Here is a 20,108-nt window from a genome sequence, read left to right as displayed (position 1 = left end):
TAGGGAGAAATTCCCATGCTTCCAAGCGGACGCCGACCCGAGATCGCTCGGTTACCGCCTGTCGGAACTCAATTCGAGAAAATACGCCCCAAATCGGGAACTGACTGGCTAGATCCGGCTTTTTTGCGTCCCAGTCAGCCTGCGAGGAGAAATTTAAGTGCGCGAAACCCAGGGGCTTCCTTGACAGGTTCAGGGACCTATCGCCTATACCTGTACACGCAACAAACCTGCCGAAGGGGCGCTCTAACATGGATGTAAGCGTTTTCGGTACCGGCTACGTGGGATTAGTCCAAGCCGTTACCATGGCCGATGTCGGCCACCGTGTCGTATGTGTCGATATCGACGCGAACAAAATCAAACAGCTGCAACGCGCTGTTCCCACCATTCACGAACCCGGCTTGTCCACTCTGCTCGAGGACAACCTGAAGGCTGCTCGCCTGTCCTTTACCACTCAGGCCAGCGACGCGGTCGCCCATGGTTCGCTGATCTTCATCGCTGTCGGCACGCCTCCAGACGAGGACGGCTCAGCGGATTTGCATCATGTCCTCGACGTAACACGCACCATCGTCGGGCTGATGAACGAAGACCGCACATTGGTGATCAAGTCCACCGTGCCGGTGGGCACCGCACGGCAAGTTGAACAAACTGCACGCGAAGAGCTCTCCCGCCTGGGCAAGGCGCACCTTTGCGTGCGCGTCGTTTCCAACCCCGAATTTCTCAAGGAGGGCAGCGCAGTCAGTGACTGCATGCGTCCCGACCGGATCATCGTCGGCACCGAGGACGAGCTTGCGCGAAGCCAACTGGCTGAGCTGTACGCCCCGTTCTGCCGTAATCACGACAAGCTCATGCTGATGGACAACCGCAGCGCCGAGCTCACCAAATACGCTGCCAATGCGATGCTGGCGACCCGCATCAGCTTCATGAACGAGCTGGCCAATCTGGCCGAGATACTCGAGGCCGACATCGAAGCGGTGCGCAAGGGAATAGGCTCCGATCCGCGCATCGGCTATCACTTCATCTACCCCGGCTGCGGCTTTGGTGGTTCCTGCTTCCCCAAGGATATACGCGCCTTGCTGCACACCGCCGAGCACAACGGTCTACCGCTGCGCCTGCTGCAGACCGTCAGCGACATCAACGACGCTCAGCGCCATGTGCTGTTTCGTAAGCTGCAGCAGCACTTCCCAGATGGCCTGGCCGGCAAATCCATCGCCGTTTGGGGGCTGGCCTTCAAACCCAACACCGACGACATGCGCGAGGCGCCCAGCCGCTACCTGATGGAGGCCTTGTGGCGCGAAGGTGCCACCGTGCGCGCCTATGACCCGGAAGCCATGTCTGAATGCCGCCGTCTCTATGGTTACCGCGAGGACCTGGTGCTCTGTCCGACGCGCGATGACACCCTGCTCGATGCCGATGCCCTGGTGATCTGCACCGAGTGGAAAACCTTCCGTGTGGTCGACTTCGACTGGCTGGCCAGCAAGCTGCGCGCTGGCCTGGTCATTGATGGACGCAATCTGTACAACCCGCAACAGCTCGCCAATGCCGGACTGCTCTACCAGGGCATCGGTCTGCCGCAGATTGCGCCGCAAGCGAGCCAATCATGAAAATCCTACTGACAGGCGCCGCCGGTTTCATCGGTGCGCATTGTGCCTTGCGCTTACTGCGCGAGGGACACCGGGTAATCGGCGTAGACAATTTCAATGACTACTACGATCCGACTCTGAAAGAGGCGCGGCTTGACTGGGTACGCCAGGAGGCAGGCGACTTTCCGCTGCTGCGCCTTGACCTGGCTGATGCTGAGGCCGTGACGTCGGTCTTTGAAGACAGTCGGCCCGACGTCGTCATTCACCTTGCAGCGCAAGCCGGTGTGCGCTATTCGCTGAGCAACCCGCGCGCCTATGCCAGCAGCAACATCGACGCCTTCTTGAATATTCTCGAAGGTTGCAGGGCTTACCCGGTGCAACACCTGCTGTACGCCTCGTCCAGCTCGGTGTACGGCGCCAACCAACGCACCCCGTACTCGTTGCGCGATAACGTCGACCACCCACTGTCGCTTTATGCCGCAACCAAAAAAGCCAATGAACTGATGGCTCATACCTATAGCCATTTGTTTGGTATTCCCTGCACGGGGCTGCGCTTTTTCACGGTATACGGCCCTTGGGGCCGTCCGGATATGTCGCCCATTCAATTTGCCCAGGCCATCGTCACGGGAGAGCCGCTGCAGCTGTTCAATCATGGTCAGCATCAGCGCGACTTCACCTACATCGATGACATCGTCGAAAGCCTGGCCCGCCTGCTGGACAAAGCTCCACTGCCCAACCCGGACTGGGATCGCGAACACCCTGATCCGGCTACCAGCATGGCGCCTTGGCGTCTGTACAACATCGGCGGGCAATCCCCGGTGGAGCTGCGTGACTATCTCGCCGTGCTGGAAAAGCACCTCGGCCAACGGGCGCGAATCGAGTTGTTGCCTCTGCAGGCCGGCGATGTATTGGCTACCTGCGCGGACGTCAGCGACTTGCAACGAGACATCGGTTTCCACCCCCGAATTAGCCTGGACGAAGGCATTGCCCGCTTCGTTGCCTGGTTCCGCGATTACTACCACAGGGATCCATCAGCGGCGCAACAGGAAGTATTGCCCATGCAGATGACCTTCCCCCTACCCAGCTAAGGAGATTGATCGGCATGACCGCTTCTCATAGCAACTCGTTCCAACAGGGAATGACACGGGAGAAACGCCTGGACCCGCTGCTGCGGGGCCAGATAGGTGAGCATTTGTGGGTGCAAAATCGAGGTTGGATAACCAAGCGGCCTGGCGGACGGCCCTGGAATCTGTCGCGCAGCAAACGTTGCCTGGATGCCATCGGTGCCCTTTGCTTACTGGTCATCCTTTCGCCGTTATTGCTGGGTATCGCGCTGCTGATCAAGCTCGCCAGTCCCGGGCCTGTGCTGTTCGTCCAACAGCGCACCGGCTATCGCGGCCGCCGTTTTGGCATGTACAAATTCCGCAGTATGGTGACCAACGCCGAAGCGCTCAAGGAATCGCTACGCCACCTGAACAAGCACGGCGCCGACGCGGTGGATTTCAAAATCGACAACGACCCTCGGGTCACGCCTATAGGTCGCTGGCTGCGGCAAACCAGCCTGGATGAGTTGCCCAACCTGATCAATGTCGTGCTCGGTGACATGCGTCTGGTCGGCCCTCGTCCCACCTCCTTCAATGCCGCGCGCTACCGCCCCCATCACCTGGGGCGCCTAAGCACCTATCCCGGAATGACCGGCCTCTGGCAGATCTCCGGACGCAGCGATGTCGACTTCGACGATCGCGTCACGCTGGACATGCAGTACATCAAGCAACAGGGGCCGCTGCTGGATCTGATGATCCTCATCAAAACCCCCGTCAAAGTGCTCTCCGGCCACGGGGCCAGCTAATCCTGGCAATGACCTCTTTCTATTTGGAGTAGCCGTAATGAACATGTTCCGCGTCAACCAGATCGGGCTTCTCCTGGAGCGCGACAAACAGATTCTTGAGGCCAGTGAGAGCAATCTCACCACCACGGTTCTCAACCCGGAATGCCGCACCCTGCTGATTACCGGTCCCAGCAGTGGATGCGGCACCAGCACCAGTGCCCTGTCACTGGCCCGGCAACTGACCCTATCGAGCGCAGGCAAGGTCTTACTCGTGGATGCCAGCCCCTCCCCGCAGGGTTTGACCGCTTCATACAAGATGGGTGGCGCTCCGGGATTGCTCGACCTGCTGGTCAGCTCAACCCCCCACGAACAGCTGTCCGAATGTGTACAACAGCACCCCGACCTGCCCTTTGATCTGCTGCCGCTGGGCCTTCCGAGCAGCCAGAGCAAATACTTGCTTCATGAGCAGATCCAGCGGCTCTTCGAAGCCCTCGGCCATCATTACCGCTTCATCGTGATTGATGGCGAGGCCGTCTATTCGAGCAGCTATAGCCTCAGCTTGGCGGCCATGGTTGACGGCGTGATCTTGGTGGTGCGCGGCGAACAGACCCGCTGGGAAGTTGCCCAGGCCGCGGTGCAACGTTTGCGCCAGGCCAACGCCAACTTGCTCGGCAGCATATTCAACGCGCGCCGTTACTACACGCCAAAATGGCTCTACCGCTACCTCTAATGGAACGACCAAGGATGATTGCCATGAGAAGCCTGACCCTTCTGTTGCTGGCGGTTCTGGCGGGTTGCAGCAGCAACTCTGAACGCTCCATACCTGCCCGCATTCTGACCGCGCCGGACGCTCTGGCCGGACGCACCGAAATCCTGCCGGTCCAGCAAGTGCTGCGGCCCATGGATGTGCTGGAAGTGATCTATCACATCGATCTTGACTCGGACGCCGCCTACCGAATCCAGAACGGCGACCAACTGGAGCTCAACTTCGTCACCGCGCGCGGCCTGAACAGTTCCAAGACGGTCATGCCCGACGGGACCGTAAACCTGGAATATGCCGGCACGGTGAAAGTAGCCGGCCTGACGGTCAAGGAAGCCGAACAGAAAATCACCGAGTTGTATTCGCAGACCCTGCGCAACCCGATCATTTCCGCTTCGGTACCCCGCGCCCAAAGCAATCTGCAAAGCCTGCGCGATACCTTGTTCAGCCCGGGCGGCGGCATGAGCAGGGACATCACTATTGGCCCCGATGGCCGCGCCACCTTCCCGATGCTCGGCAACATGCCGCTCACGGGCGTCACCCTGCAAGAACTGGAAAAGGCCCTCAACCAGCGTTATGCCAGGGAAGTGGGGCCTCTACGAGTCGATGTGCTGCTCAAGAGCAGCATGCCAAACGAAGTGTTCATCCTCGGTGAAGTGGGCCAGCCGGGCGCTTATCCAGTGCGCCGGCCAATTTCGGTCCTTGAGGCACTCACTCTGGCGCGCGGCCACACCCCGCGCTCGGACTTGCGTGAGGTCATGATCGTCAACCGTCAGGGCGATCAAGTTGTCGCCCGCACCTACAACATCAAGGCCGTACTTGACGATGACGCCAGTAGCCTCGCCTACCTGCAACCGGATGACCTTCTTTTTATCCCCAAGACCGGGCTAGCCAAGGCCGGCGACACCATGAAGCAACTGGCTGATGTAATTCTCTTCGGCGGCTTCAACTTCGGCTTCAGCTATCAAGTCGACAGCAAGGACAGCAATTGACCATGAACCAGAGCGAAAATTACCTGCATGAGTTTTTCCGAATTTTTTTCGCCAATCGACAGCTGATCAAGCGAGTCTTCTTGCTGTTTGCCGTACTTACATTGCTGATCCCCGTGTTCGCCAAGCAGACCTTTGAGATCACTGCAGAAGTTCTCGTGCAATCCAAAAAGTTGCCCCAGGTGGATGCCAGTGGTGGGGCATTGGCTCCGCTGAACGACGTCTTCGTGCCGTTGACACTGATCGACATGGAGACCGAAAGCAACATCCTGCGCTCGCCCGCGCTCATTCGGCGCACCGTTGAGCAACTGTATGCGGAAGGCTTTTGGCAGGCCGAAGAAACCTTTCTGCAACGCATGATCACCACGCCACTGCGGATCCATGTCATCGACCCACTGCGTGAACATGTGATCTATCCGGCCCGCGAACTGCTCGGTCTGGAAGTCAAGCCGGTGCGCGACACGACGCTCGATGCCCTGACCCTGCAGATTCTTGAAGACCTGGAGATCCAGACGATTCCCGGCTCGAACGTCATCTCGGTGGTGTACACGGCCAAGGACCCGGCCCAGGGCACCTTGCTGACCAACCGGCTGCTCGATACCTACCTGGTGCATCGCCACGACTTGCAGTCCAACGATCTGCCCGAGGGCTTTTACGAACAGAAGAAAGCTCAATATCAGGAACGCCTGAACACCCTGGAACAACAACGCCTATCGCTGCTGGGAGGGGCCAAAGCGGCCAATCCCGATGAGGAAATCACGTTTCACTTGAACGCCATCAATCAGGAAGAACAGGCGCTCAACCAGTACCGGGACCGTGAACTTGAAGGCAGGCGCTGGTTGGAATACCTGCATAACAGCCTGGAGGTGGCACGTAATGCCAAACTCAACGACTACAGCTTCCCCTATACCTTTTCCAGCACGTTGGAAAACACCACATACGATGACCGCGAGATTCGTCAATTGGGTGATCGACTGATCGAACAGGTCAGCCAGTACGGTCTGGAAAGCGATATTTTCCAAGCCGACAGCGCCCCAATGCAGACGCTGCGGGCGCAAATTCAGCGTACCCGGCAGCAGTTTTTGCGCGTAGTGGGCAATCGCATCAGCGAGCGGGAAAAATCTCAGGAAATCATTGCCGGCGTGATCGCACAGAAGTCCGCGCGCATCGACGAATACAAAGAGCGCATTCGCCAACTCCAGGGCATCCAATCAACGCTGCGCCAGCTCAATACCGAAACTGAAGCCCTGCACCAGGCATTTTTTGCCTATACCCAGCGCTTCGAGGAAAGCCGCTCCAGCGACCTGCTCGGCGCCCTGTCCAACGCACGCATCCTCAGCCGCCCTATCGAACCCACAACGGCCAGTTTCCCCGTGCCCAGCAAGGTAATTCCTCTGGGTCTGCTCACGGGCCTGCTGCTGGCCATAGCATTGGGTTATATCCGGGAATTTTTCGATCATCGCTTCAAGCATCCGGCCCAGATCTCCCAACAGCTTGGTCTGCCGGTACTCATGACCATCGACGCGGATAATCCCGACCTCGCCAACCCGCACAAGACAGGAAGTCTGCCATGGATTCGGCACTGGGCTACCAACTGACGGGAACCCAGGAAACGCCGCTGCAAATTCTTCATCTACTCAGCAGCGGCGGCTTCTACGGATTGGAAAGAATGCTGCTTGATCATTGCCAACACACGCCCGGCCACCATCAGGTGCTCCTGCTGGATGGCCCGCAGAGTCTTGCCGACCGATTCCTTGACGCCGGCGTGCAACTGCACCGCAGCCCGGACCGACGCAGCCTGTGGCGGCGTCTTCAGTCTGCTGAAGGTCCGCTGCTGATCAATGGGCATGGTTTCAAGGGACTCGTCTTGGGCTGGCTGGCGGCCTTGCGCTTTGGCGTGCCGATGATCACCACACAGCATGGTTTCACGCCAAGCAACCGCAAGCAGCGCCTGTATACCTGGCTCAGTCTGCAACTCTGCCGCACACCCCAGGTGCGCGCCGTAGCGTGTGTCGCCGAAAGCATTGCCCGCCTGCATCAACAGGCCGGCGTGGCCCGGCACAAGTTGCATGTGCTCCCCAATGGACTGCCGCCAGCGCAGGTGCCCACCCTTGTGCGCCCCGCCTCAGCCCCGGCGGCGCCAGTGATCGGTTTTGTCGGCCGCCTCAGCCATGAAAAAGGCCCGGATCGGTTTGTGGAGCTGGCCATTCAATTGTGTCGCCGGCATCCCGAACTCTCAGCAGTGATGCTCGGTGAAGGGCCTATGCGAACCGAGCTGGCCGCTCGCATCGAGGCCTGCGGCCTGCAGGAAAAAATTCTCCTGGCTGGTTACCAGGCGCAAATGGATGGCTGGTTGCGCAGTCTCGATGTCCTGGTGCTGAGCTCGCGCACGGAAGGCACCCCCATGGTGCTGCTCGAAGCCATGCAGGTCGGCACGCCGATTGCCAGCTTCGCCGTGGGCGGCATTCCCGATGTGCTTTGTCATGAAGACTCCGCCTTGCTCAGCCCTGCTGACGATCTCTCCTGCCTGACCCTTCAAGTCGAACGGCTGCTGTTGGATCCAGCCCTGCGCCAACGGCTCATTATGCGGGCGCAGCAGGTACAGCTCGGGCGCTATCACTTGCCATCCCAGGCCGAACACTGGCGTCAGCTTTATTGCCGTGTGGCAGGAGATTAACCATGCCGCTGATCATTCCCTTGTCCCTTCTGCTGGGGCTCGCCGGGCTATTGCTCCTGGCCAGTCCGCTTCCTTACCTTGCGCCGTTGATCGCACCCGCCATCATTGCTCTAGGGGTGCTTTACCGATATCCCGCCTGGGGGATCCTGGGCATCCTCGCCATGGTGCCGGTTGAGGGCTTGTTCCCCGCCGGCAGCGCCATCACCGGCGCCAAGCTGCTGGGCTATGCGCTGATTGGTGTGGTCGCCCTGCAATTACTGTTGCGCCAACTTCCGGAATACCGTTTGCGCAGCAACCTGTGGAAATTTTTGCTGCCTTTTCTGCTGTGCTACCTGCTGAGCATGATGTTCAGTCGCCACGTTCCGCTGTCATTTCACGATCTGCGCCAGTTGGCTGTCGGCCTGTCCCTGTTCGGTCTGACCCTGTTGCTGTACCGCGAGCTCAGCCTGCTCTGGTTAGCTCGGCTGCTGGTTCTGGCCGTGGCCTTCAGTGGCGTGATCGCCCTCGACAATATCGATGCCACCACCGGCCGCTCCATGGGCTTGCTCGCGGATCCCAACTATTTCGCCATGCTGTTGACCGCTGTGATCCCCCTGGCGTTTTGGCTGGCCTTGCAATCTCGCGGCTGGTTGCTGCGTCTGTTCTGGCTCGGCATGCTGGGCTTTCTAATGTTCGGCGTGATCAAGACAGGTTCGCGCTCCGGTTCCGTGATTGTGATGGTGTGCATTGCCGGCACGCTCTGGCACTTTCGTGACTATCGCAAACATTTGCAGCCGCGGCATTTCGGTTTCGTGCTACTCAGCCTGATCATCGGCCTGCCCGTGCTCTTCGCCGCCCTTCCGGATGAATACGTGGCTCGGGTGCAGTCATTGGTGATTCTCAAGGAAGGGGCCCGCAATTTTGAAGACCCTTCCCTGGGACGACGCTCCTCCTATGTGGTGGTCGGCACTGACATCATTAAAAATTCCCCGCTGTTCGGCTCAGGCCCCGGCACTTTCCCCCTTGAATACGCACAACGTCCGTATTCGGTGGCCTATTCGCTGAGCGCCAACGACCCCAATCTATTTCGCGTGGCGCACAACACCTATCTGGGCATGCTCAGTGAAACAGGCCTGCCTGGGGGCCTGCTCTTTATAGGGCTGGTGGTCTTGGGCCTGAAAAATTATCTGGCCAGCCGCGCCATTTGGCTTAACCGCGGCAATGAACGACAAGCCCAACTGGCGGCTTTTTTCGGCCTGTCCTATGCAGCCGTCGCTCTGTTTCTGCTGTTCCTGAGCATCCCCAACAGCAAACTGCTGTGGATCATGCTGGCCATATCCAGCGGCATGCGCCTGCAGGCCGAAGAGCAACCAGCTCTGGAGACACGCCCATGACGCGTATCAGCGTGATCATTCCCATGTACAACGAGGCACGCCACATCGGCCGCACCCTGGAATCGGTGCGACGCGCAGCGCTTCGCGCAGGCTGTGACTGGGAAATCATCGTGCCGGACAATGGCTCCGACGACGCCGGCCCGCAGATCGCCCGCGAACACGGCGCTCAGGTGCTGCACTGTCCCGGCATCAGCATCGGAGCCCTGCGTAACCGGGGTGCCGCTCAAGCGCGGGGTGAATGGCTGGCCTTTCTCGATGCCGACATGCAGGTGCCCGAAGACTGGTTGGAAACCTGGCGCCAGGTACACGAGCAAAACCGCGCCGAAGTCCTCGGCCTGGCCCACCTGCCCCCGCCCCAGGCGCCCTGGTATGCGCGCGCCTGGCTGCAGCGTGTCGGGAACACGCGCGACCAGACCGGTCTGCGTGACTGGCTGCCCACCGCCAACCTGTGCATGTCACGCAGCTGGTTTGAGCGCGTCGGCGGGTTTGATGAGAGTCTGCGTACCGGCGAGGACAAGGATCTCAGCCTGCGCCTGGGCCATGCCGGAGCACGCCTGCTCAGGCTGTCGCGCCCCACTGTCTGGAACTGGGGCTTCGAGGACAGCTGGGGAGAATGGCTGGGCAAAGAGCTGTGGCGCCAGTGCAGTCATATCCAATTGCTGCGCAAGAACGGCCTGAGTCTGCGGTTGCTGCGCTTCCCCTTGCTGGCCTGCGGGATCTGGTTAGCCGACCTGCTGGCCCTGCTCGCGCTGGCTCAGCATCAGTGGCCTGTCGCCCTCGCCCTGTTCGCCCTGGGTCTGGCGCCAGCCCTGGGCCTGGCCCTGCGCGAAACCTATCGTCGCTTTACGCCGCGCCTGACCGTTCAGCTGTGGTTGCTGCACTGGCTACGCCTGCATGTGACCGGTGCCGGCCTGCTGTTTGGACTGTTCAATTTCACCCCACGGAGGCCCGCTCGTGGCTGAGTTCGTTTTTTGGCTGTGCCTGTTGCTGCCCGTCTATGCCTACCTGGGCTATCCCTTGCTGATTGGTCTGATCGCCCAGTTCAAGCCAGCTCCTTTGCGACCGGCAGAACAGACACCGAGCGTCACCATCATCATCGCCGCGCATAACGAGGCCGAACACATCGGCGCAAAACTGCAGACGTTGTTGCAGCAGGATTACCCCTCCGAACAGTTGCACATCATCGTAGCCAGCGACGGCTCCTCCGATGCGACCGTGGCCGAGGCACAGGCCATCGCCGATCCACGCATCGAGATTCTCGACCTGCCCCGCCAGGGCAAGGCTCACGCCCTGAATGCCGCCGCAGCGGTCGCCCGTGGCGACATCCTGGTGTTCACCGACGCCGATAACCGCTGGGCCAAGGATTGTTTGCGTGAATTGTTGCGAGCCTTCACCGACCCACAGGTCGGTGCGGCCGGCGGGCACATCGACATTCCCCACAGTGGCGCGCACCTTGGGCTCGGCGATCAGTTGTATCGTCGTTACGAATCCTGGCTGCGCCGGGCGGAAAGTCGTGCCGGCTGCCTGGTTTCGGTAGATGGAGCCCTGCTGGCGCTGCGCCGCGAGCTGTTTCAAACGATTCCGGCAGACGTCACCGATGACTTTTACATCAGTACCAGTGCCGCCGTGGCGGGCCAGCGCATTGTCTTCGTCGACACCGCCCAGGTTTTCGACCAAGGGGTAGACGATGCCGACAAGCAATTCCGCCGTCGGCTGCGGGTCACGGTGGGTGGCTTACAAAGCCTCGCTCAGCGTCGTGAGCTTCTTAATCCCCTACGGTACGGCAGCTACGCACTGGCCTTGATCAGCCACAAACTGATACGCCGTCTGGCCCCGTTGCTGTTGATTCCGCTGCTAATCAGCAATTTCTGGTTGTGGCCGGACAGCGCCTTTTACCGCTTCACTTTGCTCGCCCAGCTGGCTGCCTACCTGCTCGCCTTGGCCGGCTTGTTCGACCGCCAACGCCGCTTGCCCAAACCGTTTCGCCTCGCAGCCTTCCTGCTGGTCACCCTGGCCGGAATGAGTCTTGGGCTTTGGCAATTTTTGCGCGGGCAGCGTTACAGCCTGTGGAACCCCCAACAGAATCGCTAAGGGCTGGACATGAAACTGAAACAGGCCTTAAAGGCAGGTGCCGGCTGGCTTTACCTGCACACCCCCGTACCGCACCGCCTGCATGCCGAGGGCGTTATCCTCATGCTGCACCGGGTCATCGCCGATGACCGGGCCGCTGCCCTGCCACACCGCAACGAGCTGTGCCTGGGCAGTGCCGCGTTTGAACGACTGTTGCGCTGGCTGCGCCGCAATTTCGACTGCGTGCCGCTGATGGAACTGCTGGATCCCCATGCCGCTCCCGGCGACCGCTTGCGCGTGGCACTAACCTTTGATGATGGCTGGCGCGACAACGCCACCCAGGCCTTCCCGCTGCTGCAGCGTTACCAAATGCCGGCCAGCATTTTCCTCTCCACCGATTTCATTGGCAGCCAGCGTTCATTTTGGTGGGAAAGCATCGGTGAAACGTTGTGGGGCACATTTGGCCCCACCGCCCGCGACGCTCTATGCGCACAGCTCCTGGAAGCCGGAGCCGAAGTCCCGGCGGCTATCTTCGGCAAACACGACCCCTACCGTCGCAGTCTTGTCCTGGCGCAGTATCTGCAGCGCCTCAAACAGCTGCCGGCCGGGCTATTGCAGGCCTTGGCAGATCAGTGCCCCGACAGCGCCGAGCCCCAAGCCCTCGATTGGCAACAGGTACGCCAGTTGGAGGATTCCGGCCTGGTGCGCTTCGGCCCCCACGGCGCCAGCCATGCGATTCTGACTGGGCTCGACCACGCGCAGCTGGAGCGTGAGCTGCACGACAGCAGCCGCTTGCTGCGACAGCGCTGCCGACGGCCCCTGCCGGTGTACTGCTACCCCAACGGCGACCATGACGAGCAGGTGCGCCGGCAACTGGCCCAACACCATTATTACCGCCACGCCCTGAGCACCCGGCCAGGCCTGTTCCGCGGCCGTGGCGACAACCTGGCCTTGCCGCGCATCGGCGTCAGTCAGCATACGGCCCAGCGTCCGGAGCTGCTGGCCTGGCGGATGCTGTCGAGTGGCAGCCAATGAGCCGTTCAAGTTTTATGCGCCATATGCTGCAAAGCGTGGGCACCAGCCTGGCGATGCTGGTGCTGCGCCTGTTGCGCAACATATTGCTGGCTCGCATTCTCGGCCCTGCCGACCGTGGACTGTTCGCGCTGCTCAGCGCCATGCCGGAAATGATCAGCGCGGCCACCAGCGGCGGCCTGAACACTGCGCTGAGTTATCAGTCGGCCCAGCAGCGGCCCATGGGAGCCCTACTGTCCCAAGTGCTGATCTACGGCTGCCTCTTCTCGGCCGTGGCCACCTGCCTGGGCGTTTTTTTGCTGCAGCAGTTCGGCCAGAGCCTGGAAATTACTCAGGAACTCGGCTCGCTCGCCTGGCTATTGCTATTGGTGGTGCCGCTGTTCGTCATGAAGAGCGCCCTGCTCAATCTGCACAATGCCGACGGCAAGGTCGGCGCGTTCAACAGCCTGCGCCTGATTGAGTCGCTGGTGCCGCTGTTGCTGTTTCTAAGTTTATTTTTGATGTGGCAACGCTTCGCCTTGGAAGCGGCGTTGATCAGCTGGATCGGCGGCTTGCTGCTGGTGGCCGTCGTCGGCCTGTGCCTGCTGGGCCGTTATCACAGCATCCGCCTGCGCTGGGACCGGGACAGCCGCAGCGAGATGCTGCGTTTTGGTGGCAAAAGCCATCCAGACATCCTGTTTCAGCAGATTCTCATGCGCTCGGATTACCTGTTGATCGGTTTGCTGCTCGACAGTGAAGCGCTGGGTTATTACGCCATGGCCAGTGCCGCTGCCGAATTGCTGATCATCGTCCCCGAGGCGGTGACCACTCCACTGATGAAGCGTTTGCTACAACAGGGTGAAGGCATTGATGAACTGACCCCACTGGCCCTGCGCCTGACCGGAACCGCCATGCTCGCCGCCTGCCTGAGCATGGCGGTGGTCGGCGAGTGGCTGATCGTGCTGCTGTTCGGCAGTGCCTACCAGCCCGCTTATCCGGCCCTGGTGGCCTTGCTGCCGGGCATCTTCAGCCTGTGTTACGCCAGCATCCTCCATCTTGACCTGCTGGGCAAACGACGTCCCGGGGCCCTTTCAGTGATGGCCGGCGTGGCCGCGGCAATCAACCTGAGCCTGACGTTCTTCCTGATTCCCCACTGGGGCATCGTCGGCGCGGCCTATGCCTCATCGCTGGCCTACAGCCTGCTGGCGCTGGGCATGTTGTGCTTGTATTGCCGCCTCAGCGGCGTGGCGTTCGCCAACACCCTATTGATCCTGCCCAGCGATCTGCGTTTTCTGTTCAATCACCTGCGACGGAGACCGGTATGCGAAGCCGATGGGCTCTAGCCTGGCTACTGATTGCCAGCCTGCCACCTCTCGCCCACGGCCTGGAATGGTCGGGCATTCGAGACGGTGCGCTGCACCTGAAACCTGCTGTGGACGAGCCTCTGCTGATCGCCTGGGAACCGGCCTGGCAGGCAGATGCCAACGAGGAACGGCTGTATTTGCAGGACAGCAGCGGCCAGTTGTTACAACGCTTCGAGATTCCCGCCCGCGAGCAGCGCGGCACGCGACAATGGCCGTTACGCGCCGCAAGCAGCGGCTATCGTCTGGAAATCCCCGGCTACAGCTTCCGGCTTTACCAGGTCCGGCATGGCGATAAAACCGCCTCGCTGTTCGAACCGGTAAAAACGCATTTCAGCATCGAGGCCAGCCGGGATCAGACACTGTATTTTCGCGTCCCGGCCGGGGTTAACGCGCAGCTGGGAGGCAAACACCATGGCGGTGTCCATGCCCTGACCGCCGAGCGGCTGAGCGACAGGCACCAGGTGCACTTGAAATTGCAGCGCCATACCCTGTATCCGCGCAGCGACCTGGTCAGCCTGCCGGTATCGGCTGAGGAACAGATCTGGCGCTTGCACCTGCAGGGCAAAGGCAAGGCCGCCTTCTGGCTGGACGGCACCGACAATCTCTTTGCCCAGCGCCCGGAGCATCTGTACCAGCCCATCCAGAAACCGGGCCGGGTCGGCCTGTCACTGCACGACAAGGTGCTCGGCCCTACGGCAAAACTCGGCGTGGCGCTGCCTTACAGCCTGCCGGAGGACGCCACCTTGCTGGGCACGCTTAGCCCTCAAGCAGGCGGCCATTACAGTTTCGTCAATGTCATGGCCCGCAACCCGCAACATGAACAACGCTTTCGCCCACTGTTTCGGCACAAATACGGCATTGCCCACGACATCACCTTATTGGCGAAAACAGGGCGGGTGGCTGATCTGGACTTTGATGCCACCAGTCGCGCAGGCCTGCAGGCCTGGCTGGACAGCACGTCGAGCCTGGGCGCCGGCGGCATTCATTATTTGTCCATGGCCGACGAACCCAATCTCAACTACTCCAGTTATCCCCGTTTTGCCGACTACTTCCGCGCCATGGCCGAACGGGTACGCGCTCACCCTGGCGCCCACGCTGCCGGTATCCGCATCGCCATTCCGGCCTCCTCGCGGTTGGTCAATGGCCCGACTATGACCGATGCCCGAAACCGGCGAGGGATTGACTGGGCAAAACGCCTGTTGGACGAGCATGAGCCCCTGATCGACGCGCTGGCCTGGCATGAATGGATGATTCGTGACCTGCGGGCTACCGACTGGTATCGCTACAGCGTGCGCCAGGCTGCCGACCTGGTGGGTCTCGACAAACAGGGCCGGCCGCGCAAGGCGCTGCTGATCGATCAGACCAACCTGTCCAGCGGTAACACCATCAGTCATTACGAGCAGGACACGCAATTCGCTGCGCTGTGGTGGGCATCCGTCGCCATACAGTCTTCTGCGGATGGGTTGCTGGACATGCTCAACTGGTTCCTGTTGGCCGATGACGACGGTCATTTCAAGGGCATGCTGCGCCTTGATTCTGCCGGTAATTACAGCCTCAGGCCGGTGGGGCACGCGATGAATTTCATGCAGCGCTACTGGGGCGAGGATGTCCTGCTGCTAGACAACGATGCGTTTGAAGTCGATGCATTGGCCAGCCGCTCCGGCAAGCATCACAACCTGCTGGGCGTCAACAAGGTCGATCGCCTGCAGCAGATACGCTTTACAGCCGCCAATACGACCTGCTCCGGGCTCGACCCTCCCCAGCTGGATTTATTCAGCGCTACGCCCATTTTGCCTGGGGCGGTGAACTGCGTGTCAGGCGCCTGGCAGTTCGAGGTTCCCGCAGAGTCGCTGTTCGCTCTCACTTGGGAGCAGCCATGAGCATTCGTCAGCTATACAGCAAACTTCAGCGCAAGGGATTGATGGGAAGTCTGCGCTTGTTCACCGAGCGTTACCTGTATGCCCATCATCAGCTCATCTGGTTTGCCCGTGAGCTGCATGGCAATCCGCTGTCCTTGCCCCGTCGACACGCCTGGGAGTATGTGGATACACGAAGCGAGCTGCTGCCGGCGTTTGCAAAGCATTTCCCCGGGCAGATCGGCGTGATGCGTGACCTGCTGGCCCAGCCCGACCTGCACGGCTATGTCGCGCTGAACCAGCAAGGCGAGGTGTGCGCCTACATGTGGATCAGCCCACGGGATTATTATGACGCTCATTACTTCCGTGGCTGGTTTCCAGTCGCTGCCGGGGATGCCTACCTGTTCGCCCTGGAAGTGGCGATGGCCCATCGTGGCAGCGCGGTGTTTCTCGGCGGCCAGAACCATCTATGGCAACTGTTGCAAAAGCGTGGCTATCGACGGGCGGTGGCAGTGGTCGACGCCCACAACCACCTTATGCTGCGCCTGATCCGGCGCCTCGGTTTTCAGCCGGATGGACGCATTGTGCACGCTTATACCTTGTTCGGCTGTATCCGCTACACGCGCCAGCCTGCTGTTCCAATCCTGCATAAACAGGCCGCTGGGAGCGAGCCAGGGTTGGCCCGCTCCAAGTGATATCGCGCGTCGTTCAGAGGCGTTTTATGCGTTGCTGCAAACGCTTCAGCCAAGGCAGGCGCGCCACGTACAGATTGGCCAAGGCATGCCCGCTACTGATGGTCAGATTGCACAATGTGCGGCGTTCCAGATACAGCCGATTGAGCAGCTCGTTATCCGGTGCCGAGCAGGAATCCAGCCAGCGCAGGCCGCGGGCCTGGCGGGCATGGGCTCGACAGATATTTTCCAGCTCCAGCAGCACACCGGGCGCATAGCGCGCATAGGCTTCGTCATAAGCCGATTTGAAAGCGAAGGACCCTGGCGAAGCGATAAGATCACACACCATGGCCACCGGCCGGCCATCGAGGGTCATCGACAGCATGGCCAACTGCCCGCGATGATGAGCCTCATGGGCGATCTCCTCGAAGAAACGCCGGCAGCTTGAGCGGCTACCCAATGCGGTTTGTTCCTTGCCTTTCCAGCCCTGGAGTTCCAGCTCGACGAACGCATCGAGCCAGGATAGCAGGTTCGCATCCCCCGGCTGTAATTCGTGGATTTGCAGATTGCCTCGCTCCGCCAGACGCTCGCGTAGACGGCGGTACTCCTTGCGTTTTTTACTTGGCAGAGCACGTTGCAGATAATCCTCAGGATCATCGCCATGCACCAACAGCGCGCGCTGTACCAGGGACGTCTGCTGAAAGCGCATGCCGCGCAGCGGCAACTGTCGGCGCAACGCCTGTACCCATGCACTATCAGCGGTTACGGTGTTCAGCATAAGCAGCGGATAACGATAACGATGGCTCCGCAGCCAAAGGGCGAAGCTGCAGGCCACGTCAACCTCACGCCCACTTTTTAGCCAGGGGGCGGTAGAAAAACAGTACCGATGCCGCAGGTTTTGCAGGCCGAAAATCGGCAGGTAGTGGCAGGCACGCTTGACCAGTAACGGCAGAACGCCATCCAGATCGCTGCCACCTTCACGCACAAAAAATAACAACTTGATTGTCTTGTCCCGGCACAAATGTTCCAGCGCCGGACGCAGGGCCCAGGGAGCGTAAAACACATTGGCCTCGGAGGGGTTTTCCGCCAACCGCTCCCAGCGCTCAAGAAAAGGTTCGGCCTGTGAAAATGATGAGACTTCGACGACACGGTGACTGACCGCTGTGGAGAGCGGCATGGCTGCAGAAAGTGAAGCGAGGTTATCCATGTGTGCATCCCTGCAAAAACCAAAGCGGAAGCTGCCCAAGGGGACAGAAGAGTGAGTCGGCCCCGGTTCGCTTGATGACATGCCTGTCACCGGCCTAACCACTCCTTTGGTTAGGGGGCGCTCGATGCTGTTGCGAACTTTAGCCGAAGAAACAAACCCGACCCGGCAAACGGACCAATGCCCGCCTACTCTTGGCCATCAATATGTTTCTTGCTTTGTCAGTGCGCCAGCCTTGGCAAAGCCTGCTATACATCCCTGCAGTCAATGCGGCAGCAGGACGTCGCCGCACTGGTAAAAACCCCGCCAAGTGCGCCCTGGTGCGCGATTCGTCTTACCTTTCAGCCTGAGCGACTCGGTCATGGATTACCGCTTCCAATGGTGTCATTCCCTTTCCGCCACCGAATTTCCACTGCATGCCTACAACCAACTGTGCAACCGGCTGCCGCATTGCACCCCGTTCAATCACATCGGTTGGCTGATTGCCGCCGAACAAGCCCTGGAGCCGAATCAGCAACTGCTTATTTTGCTGGCTTGGGAGGGTGATCAGCTGCGTCTGTGCCTCCCGCTGATGCAAATGCGCGACGCACGATTTGGCTTTTCCTGGCGCGTACTGCGCCACCTTGGCTATCCGCTGAGTGACCGCTTGGCACTGGTCTGCCAACTGGATGAAACCGGGCTAACCCGAGCATGGAAGGAAATCGGCCGGCGCCTACCCCATAGCGTCATGCAGCTTAACGAGCTGACCACCGATCAGAACACCCAGCGCAGCATGCAGCATTGGGCACGCCTGAGCTCAAGCCATCATTGTCATTTGAGTTGCCGCGCGCCGTTTCATCGGATTACACCCGAGGATCACAAGGAACCTAACCGTGACCTGCGTTACAAGTTGCGCCGGGCTCGCAAGCGCAGTGACGAACGCGGCGCAGTAATCCGCCGCGTGGTGCCAGACGCCACCAACATCGGTGCTGTGCTGGACAGCCTTGCCGCCGTGGAGCAGGTCAGCTGGAAAGGCCAGGAAGAAGTCGGCATTTTCTCCGGCACGCGCCGCAGCTGGATGATCCAGGCATTTACCGCATTGGCGGCCAATGACCTGGTCCGCGTGGTCATGCTTGAACACGAAGGCCGTTGCATCAGCTACCGACTGGCCCTTTTGCATAACGGTCGCATTTATGACTACAACTTGGCGTTTCTGCCGGAATACGCTGACCTGGGCAGCGGTCGCCTGTTGCTGGATGAGTGGATACGCTGGGGCTTGGAAGAGGGCTGGCAGTGGATCGACGCCTCGCGCGTCAGCCGCAGTGGCTCAACCCACCAGTTGCATGAGCGCATGAGCGGACAGGTCGAACACCTGCGCTGGAGCTTCTATTCCTGGAGTCCTACGGGAATTTTGCTCGGCCTTGGCCATCGCCTATGGGAGTGGCGCAAGCAACGCCAGGTTGTCCCGGCTTCAAGCTCCGGCAAGTTGCAGGAGGTAAGCCGATGATTGCGCGCGTCATTATCAATGCCGATGATTTCGGCCTCAGTTCTGAAGAAAACCACACCATCATCAGCGCGTTCGAACAAAACCTGATCAGCTCGGCCACTCTGATGGCCAACATGCCCGGTTTTGTCGAGGCCTGTGAGCTGACCCAGCAACACCGCCTACAAGGCAAGATCGGGCTGCATTTCAACCTCACTTATGGTCGTCCGCTGAGCCAGCCGATTCAGGCCGAACGGGGAGTGTGCAGCCCGAGTGGCGACTTTGACCTGCAGTTTCGGCAGCATCAGCTGTGGCTGCCAAGGCGCACCCGCCAGGCCATTGAAGAGGAGTTGCGCAGTCAATGGCAGCGCTGCCTGGAGCATGGCCTGCGCCCTAGCCATATCGACTCGCACCAGCATGTGCACAACATCTGGCCAATCGGCGAAGTGGTGGCCCGCTTTGCTCGCCGCCAGGGCGTGCCGCTGCGCCTGGCACGCAATTTGGGCCGCAACCTGACCTTGCCCAAGCGCGTCTACAAGCGCTTGCTCAACTGGCGATTGCGCACGCTTGGCCACGCCAGCGCCGACCATGTGTGCACACCGCTGGACTTGCACCACGGCGCGTTGCCCAGCGGCGGAATACTTGAGGTCATCGCGCATCCCAGTCGTCTGGACGACGATTTCGGCGATGCCTACCTGGAGCCGGACCAGTCATTGACCGAACTGCTGGCGCGGCGTCTGGCCGACGTGCCGCGCATCGCCTATTCCGCGCTGCCGGGCGTCATTCAGTAATCGTCATGCAGACGATGAATTTGCCGGCGCTGCTTCTTGCTCGGCCGCCCCTCGGTGGTGATGCCCAGGGCGCCCGCCTTGCGCAACGCCGCCGCCTGCTCGCGCTTGGCAATGCTTTCGTCGGTTTCCCGATACAGCGCTTGCGCTTCAGTCGCGCCGCGACGCACCGCGGATAGGGCCAAAATGACCACGGTGCGCTCATCGAAGCCGGTGCGCAGAGTCAATTCATCACCGCATTTAGGCTCCTTGGCAGGCTTGCAGCGTTCGCCGCGGCAATGCACCTTGCCGCCTTCGATCGCCGCCTTGGCCAAGGCACGTGTCTTGAAAAAACGTGCAGCCCAGAGCCATTTATCCAGGCGGATCTTGTCAGTGTCTTTGTCGTTCATCAGTCTCTCTTCCAGGCCCGGTCGGGGATCGTGCCTTCTCAGCGTACAACAGATGCAGTTATTGCCGGGGCGCTCTAGAATGCGCG

The 20,108-nt window shown here is 60.4% G+C and carries 18 protein-coding genes; 16 read left to right on the top strand and 2 right to left on the bottom strand.

What is annotated here, in order from left to right; genetic code table 11:
• Window positions 1–248 precede the first annotated feature (248 nt).
• Genes H9642_RS07035 through H9642_RS06970 form a run of 14 tightly spaced genes read left to right on the top strand, consistent with a single transcriptional unit; the run spans window position 249 to window position 16,203 of the window.
• The gene (locus tag H9642_RS07035) at window positions 249–1,601 is read left to right on the top strand and encodes a UDP-glucose dehydrogenase family protein (RefSeq protein WP_251835707.1); all 1,353 of its coding nucleotides are present in this window, start codon (window positions 249–251) and stop codon (window positions 1,599–1,601) included.
• Window positions 1,598–2,668, top strand: coding sequence for an NAD-dependent epimerase (locus H9642_RS07030; RefSeq protein ID WP_251835706.1), 1,071 nt, complete (start codon window positions 1,598–1,600; stop codon window positions 2,666–2,668). The genes H9642_RS07035 and H9642_RS07030 overlap by 4 nt, the downstream gene beginning before the upstream one ends.
• Before the next feature lie 14 nt (window positions 2,669–2,682).
• Window positions 2,683–3,429, top strand: coding sequence for a sugar transferase (locus H9642_RS07025; RefSeq protein ID WP_251835705.1), 747 nt, complete (start codon window positions 2,683–2,685; stop codon window positions 3,427–3,429).
• A 37-nt stretch (window positions 3,430–3,466) separates the two neighbouring features.
• Window positions 3,467–4,138: a CpsD/CapB family tyrosine-protein kinase gene (locus tag H9642_RS07020; RefSeq protein ID WP_433962678.1), complete on the top strand. Its 672-nt coding sequence runs from the start codon at window positions 3,467–3,469 to the stop codon at window positions 4,136–4,138.
• 23 nt (window positions 4,139–4,161) lie between these two features.
• Entirely contained in the window at window positions 4,162–5,160 is a 999-nt protein-coding gene (locus H9642_RS07015; protein WP_251835704.1) for a polysaccharide biosynthesis/export family protein, read from the top strand.
• A 2-nt stretch (window positions 5,161–5,162) separates the two neighbouring features.
• Window positions 5,163–6,755, top strand: coding sequence for a GumC family protein (locus tag H9642_RS07010; protein WP_251835703.1), 1,593 nt, complete (start codon window positions 5,163–5,165; stop codon window positions 6,753–6,755).
• Entirely contained in the window at window positions 6,728–7,834 is a 1,107-nt protein-coding gene (locus tag H9642_RS07005; protein ID WP_251835702.1) for a glycosyltransferase family 4 protein, read from the top strand. The genes H9642_RS07010 and H9642_RS07005 overlap by 28 nt, the downstream gene beginning before the upstream one ends.
• A 2-nt stretch (window positions 7,835–7,836) precedes the next feature.
• On the top strand, window positions 7,837–9,207 hold the full coding sequence (locus tag H9642_RS07000; protein WP_251835701.1) for an O-antigen ligase family protein: 1,371 nt from the start codon (window positions 7,837–7,839) through the stop codon (window positions 9,205–9,207).
• A complete protein-coding gene (locus H9642_RS06995) occupies window positions 9,204–10,169 on the top strand; it encodes a glycosyltransferase (RefSeq protein WP_251835700.1) in 966 nt (321 codons plus the stop codon). The genes H9642_RS07000 and H9642_RS06995 overlap by 4 nt, the downstream gene beginning before the upstream one ends.
• A complete protein-coding gene (locus H9642_RS06990) occupies window positions 10,162–11,298 on the top strand; it encodes a glycosyltransferase family 2 protein (protein ID WP_251835699.1) in 1,137 nt (378 codons plus the stop codon). The genes H9642_RS06995 and H9642_RS06990 overlap by 8 nt, the downstream gene beginning before the upstream one ends.
• A 9-nt stretch (window positions 11,299–11,307) precedes the next feature.
• Entirely contained in the window at window positions 11,308–12,312 is a 1,005-nt protein-coding gene (locus H9642_RS06985) for a polysaccharide deacetylase family protein (RefSeq protein WP_251835698.1), read from the top strand.
• Window positions 12,309–13,631, top strand: a complete 1,323-nt coding sequence (locus H9642_RS06980; RefSeq protein ID WP_251835697.1) for a lipopolysaccharide biosynthesis protein — start codon at window positions 12,309–12,311, stop codon at window positions 13,629–13,631. The genes H9642_RS06985 and H9642_RS06980 overlap by 4 nt, the downstream gene beginning before the upstream one ends.
• Window positions 13,610–15,532 (top strand): hypothetical protein, encoded by a 1,923-nt coding sequence (locus H9642_RS06975; protein WP_251835696.1) that lies wholly within the window; start codon window positions 13,610–13,612, stop codon window positions 15,530–15,532. Before H9642_RS06980 ends, H9642_RS06975 begins: the two co-directional genes overlap by 22 nt.
• On the top strand, window positions 15,529–16,203 hold the full coding sequence (locus tag H9642_RS06970; protein ID WP_251835695.1) for a GNAT family N-acetyltransferase: 675 nt from the start codon (window positions 15,529–15,531) through the stop codon (window positions 16,201–16,203). Before H9642_RS06975 ends, H9642_RS06970 begins: the two co-directional genes overlap by 4 nt.
• A 13-nt stretch (window positions 16,204–16,216) precedes the next feature.
• Here the strand turns inward: H9642_RS06970 and H9642_RS06965 are convergent, their stop codons facing one another.
• Window positions 16,217–17,386, bottom strand: a complete 1,170-nt coding sequence (locus tag H9642_RS06965) for a GNAT family N-acetyltransferase (RefSeq protein ID WP_251835694.1) — start codon at window positions 17,384–17,386, stop codon at window positions 16,217–16,219.
• A 358-nt stretch (window positions 17,387–17,744) separates the two neighbouring features.
• Between H9642_RS06965 and H9642_RS06960 the strand changes: the two genes are divergently transcribed.
• Both H9642_RS06960 and H9642_RS06955 read left to right on the top strand, forming a co-directional pair.
• On the top strand, window positions 17,745–18,869 hold the full coding sequence (locus tag H9642_RS06960; protein ID WP_251835693.1) for a GNAT family N-acetyltransferase: 1,125 nt from the start codon (window positions 17,745–17,747) through the stop codon (window positions 18,867–18,869).
• Entirely contained in the window at window positions 18,866–19,636 is a 771-nt protein-coding gene (locus tag H9642_RS06955) for a ChbG/HpnK family deacetylase (RefSeq protein ID WP_251835692.1), read from the top strand. The genes H9642_RS06960 and H9642_RS06955 overlap by 4 nt, the downstream gene beginning before the upstream one ends.
• Here H9642_RS06955 and H9642_RS06950 read toward each other — a convergent pair.
• Entirely contained in the window at window positions 19,630–20,022 is a 393-nt protein-coding gene (locus H9642_RS06950) for an RNA-binding S4 domain-containing protein (protein WP_251835691.1), read from the bottom strand. The two genes, H9642_RS06955 and H9642_RS06950, sit on opposite strands and share 7 nt — an antisense overlap.
• Window positions 20,023–20,108 lie beyond the last annotated feature (86 nt).

The sequence above is a fragment of the Serpens gallinarum genome, assembly GCF_014836765.1.
Taxonomy (GTDB): domain Bacteria; phylum Pseudomonadota; class Gammaproteobacteria; order Pseudomonadales; family Pseudomonadaceae; genus Serpens; species Serpens gallinarum.
This window is presented reverse-complemented; position numbering and strand designations above follow the sequence as displayed.